Below are 15279 nucleotides of genomic sequence, written 5' to 3'. Positions count from 1 at the left end.
CACGCTCGGCTCAGTCGTCGATCTGCACGGCGCGGACGAGGACCGGTGCGAGGGCGTCGCGCTCCACCACGATCGACGGACCGGCGGAGTCCACGATCACGCCCGCCATCTCGGCGTGACTCGTGAGCACCTTCGCCAGCTGCTCCGGCTCGAACGGCAGCGGCCGGTCGCCACGCCCCAGGGCGATGACCTCCAGCGGGTGCGAGAAGAGCTGCAGGAACCGGCGGCCGTCGGCGGTCTGGGCCTCGGCGATGCCGACCTGACCGGTTCCGGATCCGTCGTTCACGGCCACCCACATGCGCGTCGTCGCGAGGGCCTCCCCCACCTTCGCGGGGGTGTCCTGCGCGCGCGGACCGGCGATCAGGGACTTGACCGTCATCTCGGTGTCGGCCTGCTCCAGCGTCTTCTCCAGCAGCTCCGTGGGGAACACCACGCGGTGCGGCGCCGAGGCGTTGTCAATGATGAGTCCGGCGAACTCCCCCGCGACCACGTGCTGCATGACCGAGGTGGACGGCTGCGCGACCGCCGACGTCGCGGAGGGGTCACCCTCGAGCTGCACGGAGTCGCGCACCGCGGCCGCCGAGCTGAACGCGAGCATGAACTGACGATCGCCGTCGCGCACGACCGCGACCGCGAGCGGCTTGCCCTCGCTGATCTGCTCCCTGGCGTCGCCGTTCACGCGGATGAACAGGTGACTCTGCAGCGCCTGCCGCAGCACCCCGAGCAGTTGCTCGTTCGACGCTCCGGCCTCGATCTGGGCCAGGGCCTCGCGCAGCAGGACGTTGTCCTTCATGCCGGGGACGCTCTCCGTCTGCTCCGGCGGGAGGGCCGGGGCCAGCGGCAGCTTCCGCTCCTGCGGCGTCGCGGGCTGCCCGGTCGGGCGCGCGGCGGGGGCGGTCGCGGAGGGTGCGGAAGCGGGGGCGGTGGAGGCGGGGGCGGTGGCGGGAGAGGTGACGGTGGGGGCGCTGGGGTCCGGCTCGGCAGCGGGGGGCGCGACCTCGGGGCCGGCCTCGGCGCCGACGCCGCGGAACGCCTGCACGGAGATGCCCACGGTCGGCGTCGCGGCGGCCTCGGGCGCAGGATCCGTACCCTCGGTCGCCGGCGCTCCGGTCGCGGAGGCGGTTCCCTCGGGCGCGCTCGCCTCGGACGCGGTTCCCTCGGGCGCGGTCGTCTCGAGTGCGGTCGTCTCGAGTGCGGTCGTCTCAGGAGACTCGACCGGGGTGGACTCGACCTCGGGGGAAGCGACAGCGTCGTCGCCGGACTTCTTGCGGCGGGAGAAGAGGGCCATATGAGCCAGCCTAACCGTCTGCGTGTTCCGGCCCCGCGCGCGGCGCTACAGCTTCTCGATCGGCGCGACCTTGATGAGCAGCTTCTTCTGCCCCGCCGTGTCGAACCGCACGTGGGCGATCCGCTTCGCCCCCTCGCCCGTGACCGCGTCCACGCGGCCCTCGCCGAAGTCGACGTGCCGGATGCGGTCGCCCGCCGCGAGCTCCAGGTCGCCGTTGTCGCGCATCTTGGCGGTCACCCGGTTGGGGATCTTGTCCATCGCGGTCGACAGGGGCTTGAGCGACTCCCGCGGCAGCGGCTTGACGCCGAACCGGTCGCCGGAGCCCGAACCGCCGAAGCCGCCCGAGCGCCGCGCGTTGAGGGCCCTCGACTGCATGCCGCCGCGCGAGTTCACGTCGCCGGGCGACTGCCGCCAATCGATCAGCGCCGCGGGGATCTCCTGCAGGAACCGGCTCGGCATCGCCACCGACACCTCGCCGAACTGAGCCCGCGTCATCGCGAGCGACAGGTGCAGGCGCTTGCGGGCGCGGGTGATGCCGACGTAGAACAGTCGACGCTCCTCCTGCGGCCCCCCGGGCTCCCCCGCCGAGATGCGGTGCGGGATGAGGTCTTCCTCCACACCCGTCACGAACACCGCGTCGTACTCCAGGCCCTTGGCGGTGTGCATCGTCATGAGCGACACCGACCCCGACTCGTCGTCGAGGTCGTCGGCGTCGGACACCAGGGCGACCTCGGTGAGGAAGTCGGTGATCGTGCCCTCGGGGTTGTTGCGCGCGAAGTCGCGGGTCACGGCGACGAACTCGTCGAGGTTCTCCACGCGCGCCTCGTCCTGCGGGTCGCGGCTGGCGCGCAGCGCGTCGAGGTAGCCGCTCTTGGACAGCAGCAGGCTCAGACCGTCGGCGACCGACGTGGGCGGCGGCACCTCGCCCGTGGCGGGCAGCATGATCGCGGTCGCCTCCGCGAGCACGGCGTCGAGCTGCGCGATCGCGGCCTGGATCTTGGGCCCGACACCGAGCTGACCGGGCATCGACAGCGCCTCCCGGAACGTGATGCCGTGCTCGTCGGCGAACCGGGCGATCGCGGTCTCGGTCACATCGCCGATGCCGCGCCGCGGCTTGTTGAGGATGCGGCGCACCGCCATCTCATCGGCCGGGTTCGCGACGGCGACCAGGTAGGCCAGCGCGTCCTTGATCTCGGCGCGCTCGTAGAACTTGGTGCCGCCCATGATCTTGTAGGGCACGGCCGAGCGGATGAAGATCTCCTCCAGCGCGCGCGACTGCGAGTTCGTGCGATAGAACACGGCCATCTCGGAGTATGGCATGCCGGCGCGGTGCAGCGCCTCGACCTCGTCGGCGACGAACTGCGCCTCGTCGTGCTGCGAGTAGCCGGTGAACCCGATGATCTTGTCGCCGTCGCCCCGGTCGCTCCAGAGCTTCTTGTCCTTGCGGTCGAAGTTGTTGCCGATCACGGCGTTCGCCGCGGAGAGGATGTTCTGCGTAGAGCGGTAGTTCTGCTCCAGCAGCACGACCTTCGCGCCGGGGAAGTCGCGCTCGAACTCGCTGATGTTGCGGATGTCGGCACCGCGGAACGCGTAGATCGACTGGTCGGAGTCGCCGACCACCGTGAGCGATGCTCCCGGTTCGCCCGCGCCCGCGGAGGGCTCGGGGTCGGGCTCGAAGATCATCATGCCGTTCGAGGCATACGGATCGGGCGCCGATCCCACACCCGACACCGGACGCGTGAGCTCGTGGATGAGCGCGTACTGGGCGTGGTTGGTGTCCTGGTACTCGTCGACCAGGATGTGCCGGAACCGCCGCCGATACGTGTCCGCGACCTGCGGGAACGCCCGGAACAGGTACACGGTCTGCCCGATCAGGTCGTCGAAGTCGAACGCGTTCGCGCGCTGCAGCTGCCGCTGGTAGTCGGCGAACACCTCGACGAACACGCGCTCCGCCGGATCGGTCATGTTCGCCTGGCGCGCGTAGGACTCGGCGTCGGACAGCTCGTTCTTGAGCTTGGAGATGCGCCCCTGCACCGAGGCGGGGGTGAGGCCGTACGCGTCGGCCTCGTGCTCCTTCACCAGGCGCTTGATGAGCGCGCGCGAGTCGCCGGAGTCGTAGATCGTGAAGTTCTTCGTGAAGCCGAACTGCTGCGCCTCGCGGCGGAGGATGCGCACGCAGGCCGAGTGGAAGGTGGAGATCCACATGCCCCGCGCGGCGTCGCCGATGATGCCCTCGACACGCTCGCGCATCTCGCCGGCGGCCTTGTTCGTGAAGGTGATGGCGAGGATCTGGCTCGGCCATGCCTCGCGGTTGCGGAGCAGCGAGGCGATGCGGCGCGTGAGCACGCTGGTCTTGCCCGACCCCGCCCCCGCGACGATCAGGAGTGCGGGGCCGCGGTAGGTGACGGCCTCGAGCTGCTGCGGGTTCAGGCCGGCGAGGAGGTCGTCCTGTGCGGGGGCGCCGGAGGACTGGGGGCCGACGGATCCGGGGACGATGAGAGGGGCTTCGGTCATGACCTTACGAGTCTAGGCGGCGGCACCGACATCGCGGTCCCGGGAGTCGTGCGCACGCCGAGAGGGGCGCGCGAGCCTCGCCCGCGCGCCCCTCCGCCCGATCAGTGCGCGCGACGGCGGCGTCCGACCGCCACCGCACCGGACGTGAGCAGCACGAGCGCCAGCACCGCCGCCGCGACCGGAAGCTCTGCGCCCGTGGCAGCGAGGCCGCCCGCGGCGCCCGTGCCCTCCGCGATGCGCAGGTCAGCCCAGCCCAGCAGGGCTCCGTCCGCCGCATAGACCGCGATGCGGTGGGCGCCGAGGGCCGCGTCCGCCGGGACCGTGACCGTGAGGGCGCCCGTCGCCGAGAGGGTCCCCGTGGCGAGGCGCACCGGGTCGGAGTACAGCCACACCTCGGCGGCGGAGCCGGCGGCGGCGGAGCCGACCGTGACCGTGACCCGCTGACCCCGGCTCGCGACCGCCGGGTCGACCGTCACGCCGTGACGGTTGCCGTCGACGAGGTCGGTCCCCGGCAGCGGCGGAGTGCCGGTGCCCGGGTTCTCGCCGCCCGGGTTCTCGCCGTCCACGCCGCCTGGCAGCGTGCCGGTGCGCAGCGCCTGCGCGGCGAAGCCGTCGGCGAACCACCACACCGGGCGCTGTCCGTCGACAGACAGCGAGGCCGGCGCGGTCGCGAAGCCCTCGTTGTTGATGTCGGGCATGCCCGCCGGTCGCGCATAGTGGGCGATGCCCGGCTGTGCGGTGCCGTTGAGGGTGATCTCGGCAGAACGACCCTGGCAGCCGTCGTCGCAGACCGCCCACAGCGTGTTCCGCACCGTGTCCCAGTCGAGGGCCATGACGCCGGCGAGACCCGGCGCGAGCTCCGACACCAGGGTCGCGGTGCCGTCCGCGGCGAGCGCGAAGGCGTAGACGTGCCCGTTGTCCTCCACCGCGACCAGGAACAGGCCGCTGCCGTGACCGGCGTGGTCGGCGGGGTCGTAGGCGGCGCCCGTGGTGTCGTCGAAGAGCTTCCCGGCGAGCGCCGCGTCCGGCACCCACTGCACGGCCTCCACGCCGAGGTTCGCGCCGACCGCGGGAAGCAGTGCCGTCAGATCCCACTCCTGCAGGGCGACCAGGTCTCCGGCGTTCGCCTCGGGGTCGACCTTCAGCACGACGTTCCGGTTCACGCCCTTCGCGCTGTTGTCGCGCTCGGAGGCGACGTAGACGAAGCCGTCGCCGTCGACCGTGATGCCCTCGGTGTCGGGGCCGGCGGCGCCGGGGTCCTGCGCATCCTTCTGGAAGCGGACGCGCTTGCCCTCGTCCCAGCCGTCGGCCTTCTCGACCGAGCCGTCGGCGTGCGCGTCGAGCTTCCAGATGCGCCCCTCGCCGTTGTCCACGACCCACAGCACCGCACCGTCGGCCGTCTCCTGCACGTCGAGGCCGGAGCTGTCCTCCAGGAACGTCGGGGTCTCGTCGACCACGCGCACCTCCGCGGAGCCGGGCCACGCGCCCACCGGCACCTCGCCGGCGCACACGTTTGCTGCACCCTTGGTCGACTCCGCAGTGACCGCGAAGGCGCCCGTCAGATCGGGGCAGCGGCCCCAGGTGACGGCCGCGTGCCCCTCACCCCAGCTGGTCTCGTCGACGAGCAGATCGCCGTCGAACACCCGCACCGCGTCGCCTCCGCCGAGGCCGAACCCGAGCTGCGCGCGCTCGATCACGAGGTAGCCGCCCGCGGCGATCGAGGTGCCGGCGGGGATCGCGTAGGCGTGCGCGTCGTCGTCGTCCTTCACGACGATGCCCGACACGTCGAGGGCCGCCGTCGTCGGGTTCACGAGCTCGACCCAGTCGTCGGGCGAGCCGCCGTCGGACTCCACCTCGTTGATGCGCACCGGGTTGCCGCAGGCGTTGCGCGCTCCCTTGGTGGCGGCTGGTGCATCGATGAACTCGCCCGAGCCGTCGGCGCAGCGCGCCCACACACCCTCGGCGTGTGCGGGGTACACGTGCTGATCGACCGCGGTGCCGTTCGCGTCGCGGATCGTCACGGTGTCGCCGTTGCCGAGCCCGAAGACGAAATCCTCGGGCTGGTCGAACACCAGGTAACCGCCGGGCGCCAGCACGGTGCCGGCGGGAAGCGGCGTGGTCTCGGCGGCGTGCCCGACCGGGTCGTTGTCCATCACGGTCCACCCCGACAGGTCGACCGGCGTGCTGCCGGTGTTGATGACCTCGACCCAGTCGGTGGCGTCGCCGTTCGACTCGATCTCGTTGATCGCGACCGACGGCAGGACGCAGGAGTTCGCCGCTCCCGGGGTCGCGTAGGCGAGCACGAACGCGCCGACCCCGTCGGGGCAGCGGGCCAGAGTGGCCGCGGCGGCGTCCCCGTCGATCGCGGCATGACCCTGCCAGGGCAGCGTGTCGTCGATCATCGCTCCCGACGCGTCGAAGAGACGGATGCGGTCGGCGCTGCCGATGCCGATCGGGTCGCGGAACGCGGTCTCGACGCCATCGACCAGGCCGATCGTGCCCTCCTCCACCACGAGGAACTGCCCCGCCGCGATCTGCGTGCCCGGCAGGAACGTCCAGCGGTGGTCGTCGGAGTTGTCGCGGACCTCGTATCCGGAGAGGTCGAGCGCCTCGGCGCCCGGGTTGTGGAACTCCACCCAGTCGGCGGGCTGCGAGTCAACCTCGTTGATGCGGATCGAGCCGTCGACGGGCGCGACGCTGCAGTCGTTGGGCGCTCCCGGCGTCACCGCGGTCGCCGGCGCCCAGGCCCCCGTGCCGTCGGGGCAACGCGCCCATACCGACAGCGGGGCCGTGTTGTCGTACGCGTAGGAGTCGACCTCGACGCCGCTGGGGTCGACGAGCACGACCTCGTCGCCCTTGCCGAGCCCGAACGGGAAGTCCACGTCCTTCACGAGCACGAGGAACTCGCCGGGCGCCAGCACCGTGCCCTCCGGTGCTCGACCGACGCTGTCGCGCTTCTCGTCTGCGATGGTCCAGCCCGCGAGGTCCACGGGGGTGTCGCCCGCGTTGTACAGCTCGACCTGGTCGGCGAGCCCGGTGGGCGCGTCGTCGTAGACGATCTCGTTCAGTACGAGCCCCGACGGGTCGGCGACCGACGCGGTCTCTTCGGTCGGACGGACGCCGGTGGCGGCGACCGCGGCGGGGGCGGCGAGCAGGGCGGCGGCGCTCAGTGCGCACACCGCCGCGACCGCCGCTGCGGACTGCAAGCGGGGCATGGAGTCTCCTGGAGGGATCGCCCGGACGGGCTCAGACGGGTACGAGCCCAGACCACCGACCCCCGGTGGACGCCGTCGGTCCGCCCGGTGCACGGACGGTGAACGGCGGGTGGCGATCCCGCGGCCTCCGTCGCTGTTTCATCCCGATATCCCAAAACCCCTGCGTCCGCGTACCCGCGACTTCGACTTACCGTGGCCCGCACGAGGCCCGGATTCCGACCGGTCCTGATGCCCGGGTCCACCAGTTTCGAGGGAGTAGCAACGTGCAAACGACAGTCAATTCCGGGCGGGGATCCCGATTCTCCGCCGCCATTTTGACGGCCCTGTTGGCCTTCATGCTGACCATCGGGACAGCAGAGCAGGCTAGCGCGGCGATGCATTGGCGTCCATGGCAAAGCGGTTTCAAATCGATCAGCACCTGCGAAGCTCGCTGGAAGCACCTGAAGTCGTCTGGCCTCGCGGCCAAGTACGGCCTCTATGATCACCAGTGCCGTCGCGACACGAAGGCTCCCGGTTACCCATGGCCGCCTTATAAATACGCGCTCTGGGTCCTGGAAGACAACCCCTACGACCCCTGCGGATGCTGATGCCCCCTATCGAACCCCTTACAGCATTCCTCGGCGTGGGCTCGACGGTGACATGCACGGGCGCTCTTCGACGAGAGGGCGATTTCCAGCTTGAGATCGAGCGCCCCTCCGAACCACCGCTTCCAGGAGCGCGACTGCGTCTCACCGATCCGAGCGCCGAACTTCTGGCCGCTCAGGACGGCGGCCTCGTGCAGATCCAGGCAACGGTGACGGAGCGTGCGCTCCGGGTGATCTCGGCGCGTCCAGCGTTGACGCGCGAACCGCCGGCGAGATTCCGCGGAATCGAGGAGCATGTTCCCGCGCCGTTCGACGCGCCGTTCACCGAGGACGTAGCGAACCTGCTGTTCTCCGACGATCCGCCCCTCGCGGCCGAGTGGGTTCCGTTGTGCCAGGAGCGTCACGGGTCACGCCACTACCTTCACTACGTGGTGGCGTACGACGTCGACACGGTGCGGGATCGACTACGCCCGTTCTTCGGCGACGATCTCCGCGTCGTAGCCTCCGCCCACACGCTCGCGCAGGTGCGCGATGCACACGCTCGAATCGTCCGCGCCGATCCGCTCAACCTCGAAGCCGTGGGAAGTCGTCTCGATGCGGAGGGCCATCCTGTGCTCACCGTTCAGACCCTGTTCCCCGACGACGACCTTCGCGTGTTGGCGGCGTCGGACGTCAGAGCACTCGTCGAGTACTCGAGCTGGGTCAGAGAATCCGAGCACAGGGCGTGACCTCCCGTACCGTCAGGCGATCCGCGTGCCGGGCGGAAGGCGTCGCGCGGGCGTGCGGGTGCGCGCCCAGGCCCCGGCGAACAGCGATCCGGCGATCACGACCTGCACCCCGAGCCCCACGAACCAGCTGGGCACCGACGACTCGATGACCTCCTGCGGCGTGCGGTAGTTCCCGTCCCTGTCGCACTCGTCCCACCGCTGCTCCAGCGGTGACTGCTGGGCGCTGCGCAGGCCGTACTTGATCTGGCCGAACAGGTCGACGGGGTACCCGTCCGAGGAGAACTCGGTGGGCGTGGCATCCGCGAGCACCACGAACGGGTTCGCGGCGAGCGCCCACCACACCAGGTCGAAGCGCGGCGCCTCGTAGGTCGTCGACACCTCCCACCGGTCGCACTCGACGTTGCCGTTCGCGTCGTACGGACGGCTGTAGCTGGTGGCCTCGCTGCGGATGGCCATGCCGCCCAGCGCGAAGACGATCAGCGTGCCGACCACGAGCCCCGAGACGACGAGGTAGGTGGCCGCGACGGAGAACAGGGGGCGCGCGATGAGCCCGCTGAGCCCGACCCCGATCGCGGCCACCACCACGATCTCGGCCGCGAGCACGAGCAGCGACACCAGGAGCACGAGCGGATCGGCGCCGCCACCGAGCAACGACAGCGCCAGGAACGGCACGGCGACGAGCAGGAACGCCCCGCCGGTCGCGATGGCGGCGAGGAGCTTGCCCAGCATGATGTCGCCGGTCGACGCGGCGGTGACCTGGATCGCACCGAGGGTGGCGGCATCGCGGTCGCCGTTGATCGCGTTGCCGCTGAGCGTCGGCGAGACGAGCACCACGAGCAGCAGCACGATGTTGACGACGATGGAGTACACCCCGGCGCCGACCGCGTCGCCCCAGGAGTACACGGCGAACGCGAGCCCGGTGATGCCCAGCAGCACGAGGGCGAAGACGCCGAGGAGCACGTACCAGCCGACGCTCCGCAGCCGCTGCGTGAGTTCGAGCCGGGCGATGATGCCGATGTTCGCGAGACTCATGCGCCGGCCTCCGTTCCTTCGGTGGTCGCGGGCGATGTGGCCGCGGGCGGGGCGGGCGGTGGCGGGGTCGGCGCGGTCGCCGGCTGTGCGGGCGCGGGGTGCTGCAGGTGCAGGAACGTGTGCTCGAGGTCGCTCTGCGCCGGTGCGAACTCCGCCACGGGCAGTCCCGCCTCCACGAGCCGCCGCAGCGACTGGGCGGCCGCGTCCTCCCCGGCGAACCCCACGAGCACGGCGCCGCGGTCGACGGCGAGCGACTCGGGCGCGAGGCCGAGCTGCGATGCCACCTGCCAGGTGTCGGCGCTCAGACGCTCCGGGGTGACGCCCGCCAGGCGGATGCGCCACGCGCGCACGCTGCTCTGCGCGGGGGCGGCGTCGACCACCGATCCGGCGACGAGGAACACGGCGTCGTCGACGACCTCTTCGAGCTCCGACAGGATGTGGCTGGAGATGAGGATCGTGCGACCCTCGGCCGCGAACCGGCGCAGCAGCACCCGCAGCTGCACGCGCGCTTCGGGGTCGAGCCCGGAGGCCGGCTCGTCGAGGAGCAGCACCTGGGGGTCGTGCACGAGGGCGCGGGCGAGGCCGAGCTTCTGCTTCTGTCCGCGCGACAGCACCTTGGCCGGCGAGTCGGCGAGCTCGCCCAGGCCGACGAGGGCGAGCAGCTGCTGGGCGCGGACGGCGGCATCCGCGGCGGTGATGCCGTAGAGCCGGGCGGTCGTGACGATGGTCTCGCGGGCGGTGAGCGAGGGCCAGGCGCCGAGGGCGTCGGGCATCCAGCCGAGCAGTCGCCGGGCCGCGAGCGGATCTTCGGCCGGGTCGACGCCGCCGATGCGGATCGTGCCGGTGTCGGGTGCCAGGAGCGACGCGAGCATGAGCAGCAGCGTGGTCTTGCCCGCACCGTTGGGCCCGACCAGTCCGGTCACCTTGCCCGGTTCCGCGCGGAGGGTGGCCGAGCGTACGGCCTGCACCGTCCCGAAGGCCCTGCTGACGTCCTGCACCAATATTCCGGTCATGCGGTCAGTCTGGCATCGGTTCGCGCGCCCACCCGGGACCTCCGGGCGGATCCCCAGCCGCGCCCGCGACCGGATGACACAATCGCAGAATGCGCACGATCCTCAACATCATCTGGGTCATCCTCGCCGGCTGGGCCCTCTTCCTCGGCTATCTGCTCGCCGGAGTGCTGCTGTGCATCCCGATCGTCACCATCCCCTGGGCGATCGCCTCGTTCCGCATCGCCCGCTACGCCATCTGGCCCTTCGGCCGCGAGGTCGTCAGCAAGCCGACCGCCGGCGTCGGCTCGTTCCTCGGCAACGTGCTCTGGGTCATCCTCGCGGGCTGGTGGCTCGCGATCGGACACATCGTCTCCGGCCTCGCCCTGTGCGTCACCATCATCGGCATCCCGATGGGCATCGCCGACTTCAAGATGATCCCGGTCTCCCTCATGCCCCTCGGCAAGGAGATCGTCTCCACCCGCCGCGGCGCCTTCGACCGCACGCTCTGACCCGCGGACGTCAGCCCCGGAAGAACGCGACACCCAGGTCGGGGTGGTCGACGAACACGCCGTCCACGCCCTGCCGCGCGATCACGTCCCACTCGGCCTCGTAGTCGCCGAACGCCCCGCGCCCGCCGTCGCCGCGGAACCGCGGGGCGAGGAACGCGTTCTCGGGGCGGCAGGTCCACGTGAACACCGACAGGCCGCGGGCGTGGGCATCCGCGACGATCGTGTTCCCCTCGGCCAGCAGCATCTTCTTGTCGACGCTGATGCCGTCCACCTCACCCACCAGCGCGTCGAGCCCCACGGGCGTGACCGTCTCGGGGTACGTGCGCGCCCGCTTCCCCTGCGCGACGGCCAGGTCGTACGGACGCCCCTTCGCCTCGATCAGATACACGTACGACGCCGGCACCCCGAGCGCGCGCAGCTGCCGCAGCACGGTCGACTCGAAGCTCTCGATCACCAGCGGCAGCGCGCCGTCCGCCCATCCGGCCTCGCGCAGCTCCGCGGCGATGAGCGGCGCCAGGTCGAGACCGACACTCGCGAAGTAGGTGGCGTGCTTCACCTCCAACACCACGCCGATCTCCCTGCCGTGCTCCACCGACCCCTCGCGCACGAGGTCGAGCACCTCACGCAGCCGCAGGATCGCCTGGCCCCCGTCGAAGCTCGCGCTCGACACCCGCACCTCGGGCAGCCGCTCGCGGGTGCGCAGCGTGGCGAGCTCGTCCCACGTGAAGTCCTCGGTGAACCAGCCGGTCAGCGTCGCGCCGTCCACGCGCTTGGTCGTCCGGCGATCGGCGAACTCGGGGTGTTCCGCGACGTCGGTCGTGCCCGAGATCTCGTTCTCGTGGCGCACGATCAGTACCCCGTCCTTCGTGGCCACCACGTCGGGCTCGACCGCGTCCACGCCCATCGCCAGCGCGAGCTCATAGGAGGAGCGGCTGTGCTCCGGGCGATAGCCGGGGGCTCCGCGATGCCCGATCACGAGCGGGTTTTTCCTGGGCACGCTCACAGCGTAGAACACCCCGCGCGTGTCGCCGCCCGGGTATCGTGGAGGAAAGCGACCTACTACCCCCCTTTGGAGTGAGGCCCACCAATGAGCAACTTCGCTTTCAACAATCCTGCGTTCCAGCAGCAGGACCCGCGCAACGTCGCGACGTATCCCGGCGCTCCGCAGGCTGCTCAGGGTGCGCAGAACGCCTCGTTCACGCACGCCTCCGTCGACGCCGCCACCAACGCACAGCTCGAGGGCATGTACGCGGCGCCGCCCGCCGGCGCCATCGAGACCGACCGCATGTCGGTCGAGGACACGGTGTGGAAGACCGCCGGACTGTTCGCGATCCTCCTCGTCACCGCCGCGGTCGGCTGGGTGTGGACCCTCGGCGGCATCTCGGCCCCGCGCTTCGACCCGTACGGCGGCAACACCGTCAACATGCTGCCGTGGATCATCGGCGCGCTCGGCGGCTTCGTGCTCGCGATGGTCATCACCTTCACCTCGCGCAAGACGGTCCGCCCCGCGCTGATCTTCGCCTACGCGGCGTTCGAGGGCCTGTTCATCGGCGGCATCTCCGCGTTCTTCGAGGTCCGCTGGCCGGGCATCGTGTTGCAGGCGACGCTCGCCACGATCGCTGTGGTCGGCGTCACCCTGGCACTGTTCGCGAGCGGCAAGATCCGTGCCTCCAAGAAGGCCACCAAGATCTTCCTCGTAGCCATGATCGGCTATCTGGTCTTCTCGCTGCTGAACCTCGTGCTGATGTGGACGAACGTCCTGCCCGCTGAGCAAGCCTTCGGTCTGTACAGCGCGAAGATCATGGGTATCCCGCTCGGTCTGATCATCGGCGTGCTCGTGGTCATCATGGCCGCGTATTCGCTGGTGCTCGACTTCGACCAGATCCAGCAGGGTGTGCGCAACGGCGCTCCCCGCAAGTACGGCTGGCTCGGCGCCTTCGGCATCATGGTCACCGTCGTCTGGCTGTACGTGGAGATCCTGCGGATCATCGCGATCGCCCGCGGCAACAACTGACGCCCGTCGCGACAGAGGCCCGTCTCCCCTCGGGGAGGCGGGCCTCTTGCCATATCCGGGGAGTGCGGCGCAAGGGGTTGGCACGCGACTGCCGATCGCGGCACTGTGGATATCACGAAGCCCCGGCACCCCGGGGCTCCCGACATCAAGGAGCTGACCATGAGCTTTCTCGGCTTTCTTCTCCTCGGCCTCATCGCCGGAGCCATCGCCAAGCTGATCCTGCCCGGTAAGCAGGGAGGCGGGTGGTTCGTTACGCTGCTGCTCGGCGTCGTCGGCGCCCTGCTCGGAGGATGGCTCGGCAGCCTGATCCTCAACCGTCCTCTCACGGAGTTCTGGGACCTCGGAACCTGGCTCCTCGCCATCGGCGGCTCGATCATCGTGCTGCTGATCTACGGCCTCATCGTCGGCCGTGGCCAGAAGGTCAACGACTGACGCGCGACCCCACTCGACGCGCCCCCGCGTCATCACGCCCGTCCCTCACGGCTGCGACAGCATCCGTGAGGGGCGGGTCTTTTCGTTTCCCCCGGACCCGTCCTCGCGGGGATGGCCCGGCCCTACGGCGGGGCTCAGCTCACCGCCCCGCGGGCCTTGCGCTCCAGCAGCGCACGCTCGCGGTCGTTGCCCGCGATGCCCGCGGCGACCGCGAACTCGCTGCGGGCCTCGTCTTCCCGCCCGAGACGCCGCAGCAGCTCGCCACGCGTCGCCGGGAGCAGGTGATAGCCGCGCAGCGCGCCCGACGCCGCGAGCTGGTCGACGATGCGCAGCGCCGACGCGGGGCCCGTGGCCATCGCCACCGCCGCGGCGCGGTTCAGCTCCACGACCGGGGACGGGGCCAGGCGACCGAGCGCCTCGTACAGCAGCACGATCCGATCCCAGTCGGTGTCGTCGACCGAGGCCGCGATGGCATGGCACTCCGCGATCGCCGCCTGCAGGCCGTACACCCCGCGACCGCGTCCCAGCCCGTCCGCCGTCGCCAGCGCGGCGCGACCCCGGACGATGCGACTGCGATCCCAGCGGCCACGATCCTGATCCGCGAGCAGCACCGGCTCGCCGTTCGCGTCGCGGCGGGCCGGGAACCGGGCGGCGGTGAGCTCCATCAGCGCGAGCAGACCGTGCACCTCCGGCTCGCGCGGCATCAGCGCCGCCAGCACGCGCGCGAGACGGATCGCCTCCTCGCTCAGCTCCGGACGCATCCACTCCGGGCCGCTGCTCGCCGCGTGCGCCTCGTTGAACACCAGATACAGCACGCCCAGGACCGCCCCGAGCCGCTGCGCATGCTCGTCGCGCGGCGGCACCTCGAACGGCGCATGGGCCGCTGCGAGCGTCTTCTTGGCCCGCACGATGCGCTGCTGGACGGTCGCGGTCGGCACCAGGAACGCCCGGGCGATCTCCTCGCTCGACAACCCGCCGACCACGCGGAGGGTCAGCGCGACCTGCGCCTCCCTCGACAGCACGGGGTGGCACGCGATGAAGATGAGCCGCAGCACGTCGTCGTCGACCTCATCGGGGTCCCACGGATCCCGCACCTCGGCCTGCTCGCGCTCCAGGTCGTGCGCGATCAGGGCCAGACGGTCGTCCAGCCGCTCCCGACGCCGCCACGCGTCCACCGCCTTGCGCTTGGCGACCGCGGTGAGCCACGCGGCCGCATTGCGCGGCACCCCGTCGACGGGCCACTGGCGCAGTGCGTCGACCAGCGCCTCCTGCGCCAGATCCTCGGCGAGCCCGAAGTCGCCGACCATGCGGGTGAGCGTGCCCACGATGCGTGCGGACTCGATGCGCCACACCGCGGCGACGGCCCGCTCCGCCGACCCCTCTGCGGGGGCGGAGCGTGCCGTCATGTCGTGCGCGTCCATCGGCCGGCGGTCACTGCTGCTCGGCGCGGCGGGCCTGCTCCTCGCGCCAGCCCGCCTCCTTCTCGATCCACTCGTTGTCGGCGGGGAAGTCCTCCGGGCCGGTCACGCGGCGCACCTCGAGGTACGACCCGGGTCCGAGCGGCGCACGGCTCGCCCACTCCGCAGCCTCCTCGCGCGACGACACCTCCACGATCCAGAAGCCGTTGAACAGCTCCTTCGTCTCCCCGTAGGGGCCATCGGTGATCAGCGGCTTGTCGGCGCTGAAGTCCACCACGAAGCCCTCCGCGGCATCCGTCAGGCCCTCGCCGGCGACCAGCACGCCCGCCTTCATCATCGACTCGTTGTACCGCCCCATGGCCTCGATGACCTGCTCGAAGGGCATCTCCTGGTACGCCGCCACCGCGTCGTCGGTCGCGCGCATGATGAGCATGAACTTCATGATGTTCTCCTTGTCGGATGGGGCCGTCTCTCGACCCTCTCACTGAAGACGTCGAACGGGAACGGCCCGGATCGACATCGACGGAGAACTTTTCCGCCGACGTCCGCGCCG

Annotated in this window: 12 protein-coding genes; 4 read left to right on the top strand and 8 right to left on the bottom strand. The window is 71.0% G+C overall.

Translation table 11 applies throughout. The features are described 5' to 3' along the window. Window positions 1-10: 10 nt before the first annotated feature. The 3 genes from ACFWCH_RS10160 to ACFWCH_RS10150 all read right to left on the bottom strand — a co-directional run bounded on the left by ACFWCH_RS10160 (window position 11) and on the right by ACFWCH_RS10150 (window position 7017). Entirely contained in the window at window positions 11-1288 is a 1278-nt protein-coding gene (locus tag ACFWCH_RS10160; protein ID WP_378803473.1) for an SseB family protein, read from the bottom strand. A 45-nt stretch (window positions 1289-1333) separates the two neighbouring features. Continuing rightward, window positions 1334-3802 carry an ATP-dependent helicase gene (locus ACFWCH_RS10155; RefSeq protein ID WP_136033538.1) on the bottom strand — a complete coding sequence of 823 codons (2469 nt, stop codon included), beginning with the start codon at window positions 3800-3802 and terminating at the stop codon, window positions 1334-1336. Window positions 3803-3903: 101 nt separating this feature from the next. Next, window positions 3904-7017: a lamin tail domain-containing protein gene (locus tag ACFWCH_RS10150; RefSeq protein ID WP_378803472.1), complete on the bottom strand. Its 3114-nt coding sequence runs from the start codon at window positions 7015-7017 to the stop codon at window positions 3904-3906. Between the two features lie 580 nt (window positions 7018-7597). On the opposite strand from ACFWCH_RS10150, the gene ACFWCH_RS10145 reads away from it, so the two are divergent. Then, a complete protein-coding gene (locus ACFWCH_RS10145; RefSeq protein WP_136033541.1) occupies window positions 7598-8329 on the top strand; it encodes a hypothetical protein in 732 nt (243 codons plus the stop codon). A gap of 12 nt (window positions 8330-8341) precedes the next feature. Here ACFWCH_RS10145 and ACFWCH_RS10140 read toward each other — a convergent pair whose 3' ends face one another. After that, a complete protein-coding gene (locus ACFWCH_RS10140) occupies window positions 8342-9361 on the bottom strand; it encodes an ABC transporter permease (protein WP_378803471.1) in 1020 nt (339 codons plus the stop codon). Further along, complete coding sequence (locus ACFWCH_RS10135; protein ID WP_136033545.1) at window positions 9358-10374, bottom strand: ABC transporter ATP-binding protein; 1017 nt, start codon at window positions 10372-10374, stop codon at window positions 9358-9360. The genes ACFWCH_RS10140 and ACFWCH_RS10135 overlap by 4 nt, the downstream gene beginning before the upstream one ends. 89 nt (window positions 10375-10463) lie before the next feature. On the opposite strand from ACFWCH_RS10135, the gene ACFWCH_RS10130 reads away from it, so the two are divergent. Further along, window positions 10464-10862, top strand: coding sequence for a YccF domain-containing protein (locus tag ACFWCH_RS10130; protein ID WP_136033547.1), 399 nt, complete (start codon window positions 10464-10466; stop codon window positions 10860-10862). 10 nt (window positions 10863-10872) lie between these two features. Here ACFWCH_RS10130 and ACFWCH_RS10125 read toward each other — a convergent pair whose 3' ends face one another. Beyond that, complete coding sequence (locus tag ACFWCH_RS10125) at window positions 10873-11859, bottom strand: glycerophosphodiester phosphodiesterase family protein (RefSeq protein WP_378803470.1); 987 nt, start codon at window positions 11857-11859, stop codon at window positions 10873-10875. A gap of 90 nt (window positions 11860-11949) precedes the next feature. Here ACFWCH_RS10125 and ACFWCH_RS10120 point away from each other — a divergent pair, with 90 nt between their 5' ends. Together ACFWCH_RS10120 and ACFWCH_RS10115 are read left to right on the top strand one after the other, a co-directional pair. After that, window positions 11950-12876: a Bax inhibitor-1/YccA family protein gene (locus ACFWCH_RS10120; RefSeq protein WP_136033551.1), complete on the top strand. Its 927-nt coding sequence runs from the start codon at window positions 11950-11952 to the stop codon at window positions 12874-12876. A gap of 159 nt (window positions 12877-13035) precedes the next feature. After that, window positions 13036-13308, top strand: a complete 273-nt coding sequence (locus ACFWCH_RS10115) for a GlsB/YeaQ/YmgE family stress response membrane protein (RefSeq protein ID WP_136033553.1) — start codon at window positions 13036-13038, stop codon at window positions 13306-13308. A gap of 134 nt (window positions 13309-13442) precedes the next feature. Here the strand turns inward: ACFWCH_RS10115 and ACFWCH_RS10110 are convergent, their stop codons facing one another. Both ACFWCH_RS10110 and ACFWCH_RS10105 read right to left on the bottom strand, forming a co-directional pair. Next, a complete protein-coding gene (locus ACFWCH_RS10110; protein WP_378803469.1) occupies window positions 13443-14714 on the bottom strand; it encodes an RNA polymerase sigma factor in 1272 nt (423 codons plus the stop codon). 25 nt (window positions 14715-14739) lie between these two features. After that, the gene (locus ACFWCH_RS10105; RefSeq protein ID WP_136033557.1) at window positions 14740-15168 is read right to left on the bottom strand and encodes a YciI family protein; all 429 of its coding nucleotides are present in this window, start codon (window positions 15166-15168) and stop codon (window positions 14740-14742) included. Between the last annotated feature and the right edge of the window lie 111 nt (window positions 15169-15279).

The sequence above is a fragment of the Microbacterium sp. NPDC060132 genome, from assembly GCF_042729675.1.
Classification (GTDB): Bacteria; Actinomycetota; Actinomycetes; order Actinomycetales; family Microbacteriaceae; genus Microbacterium; species Microbacterium sufflavum.
This window is presented reverse-complemented; position numbering and strand designations above follow the sequence as displayed.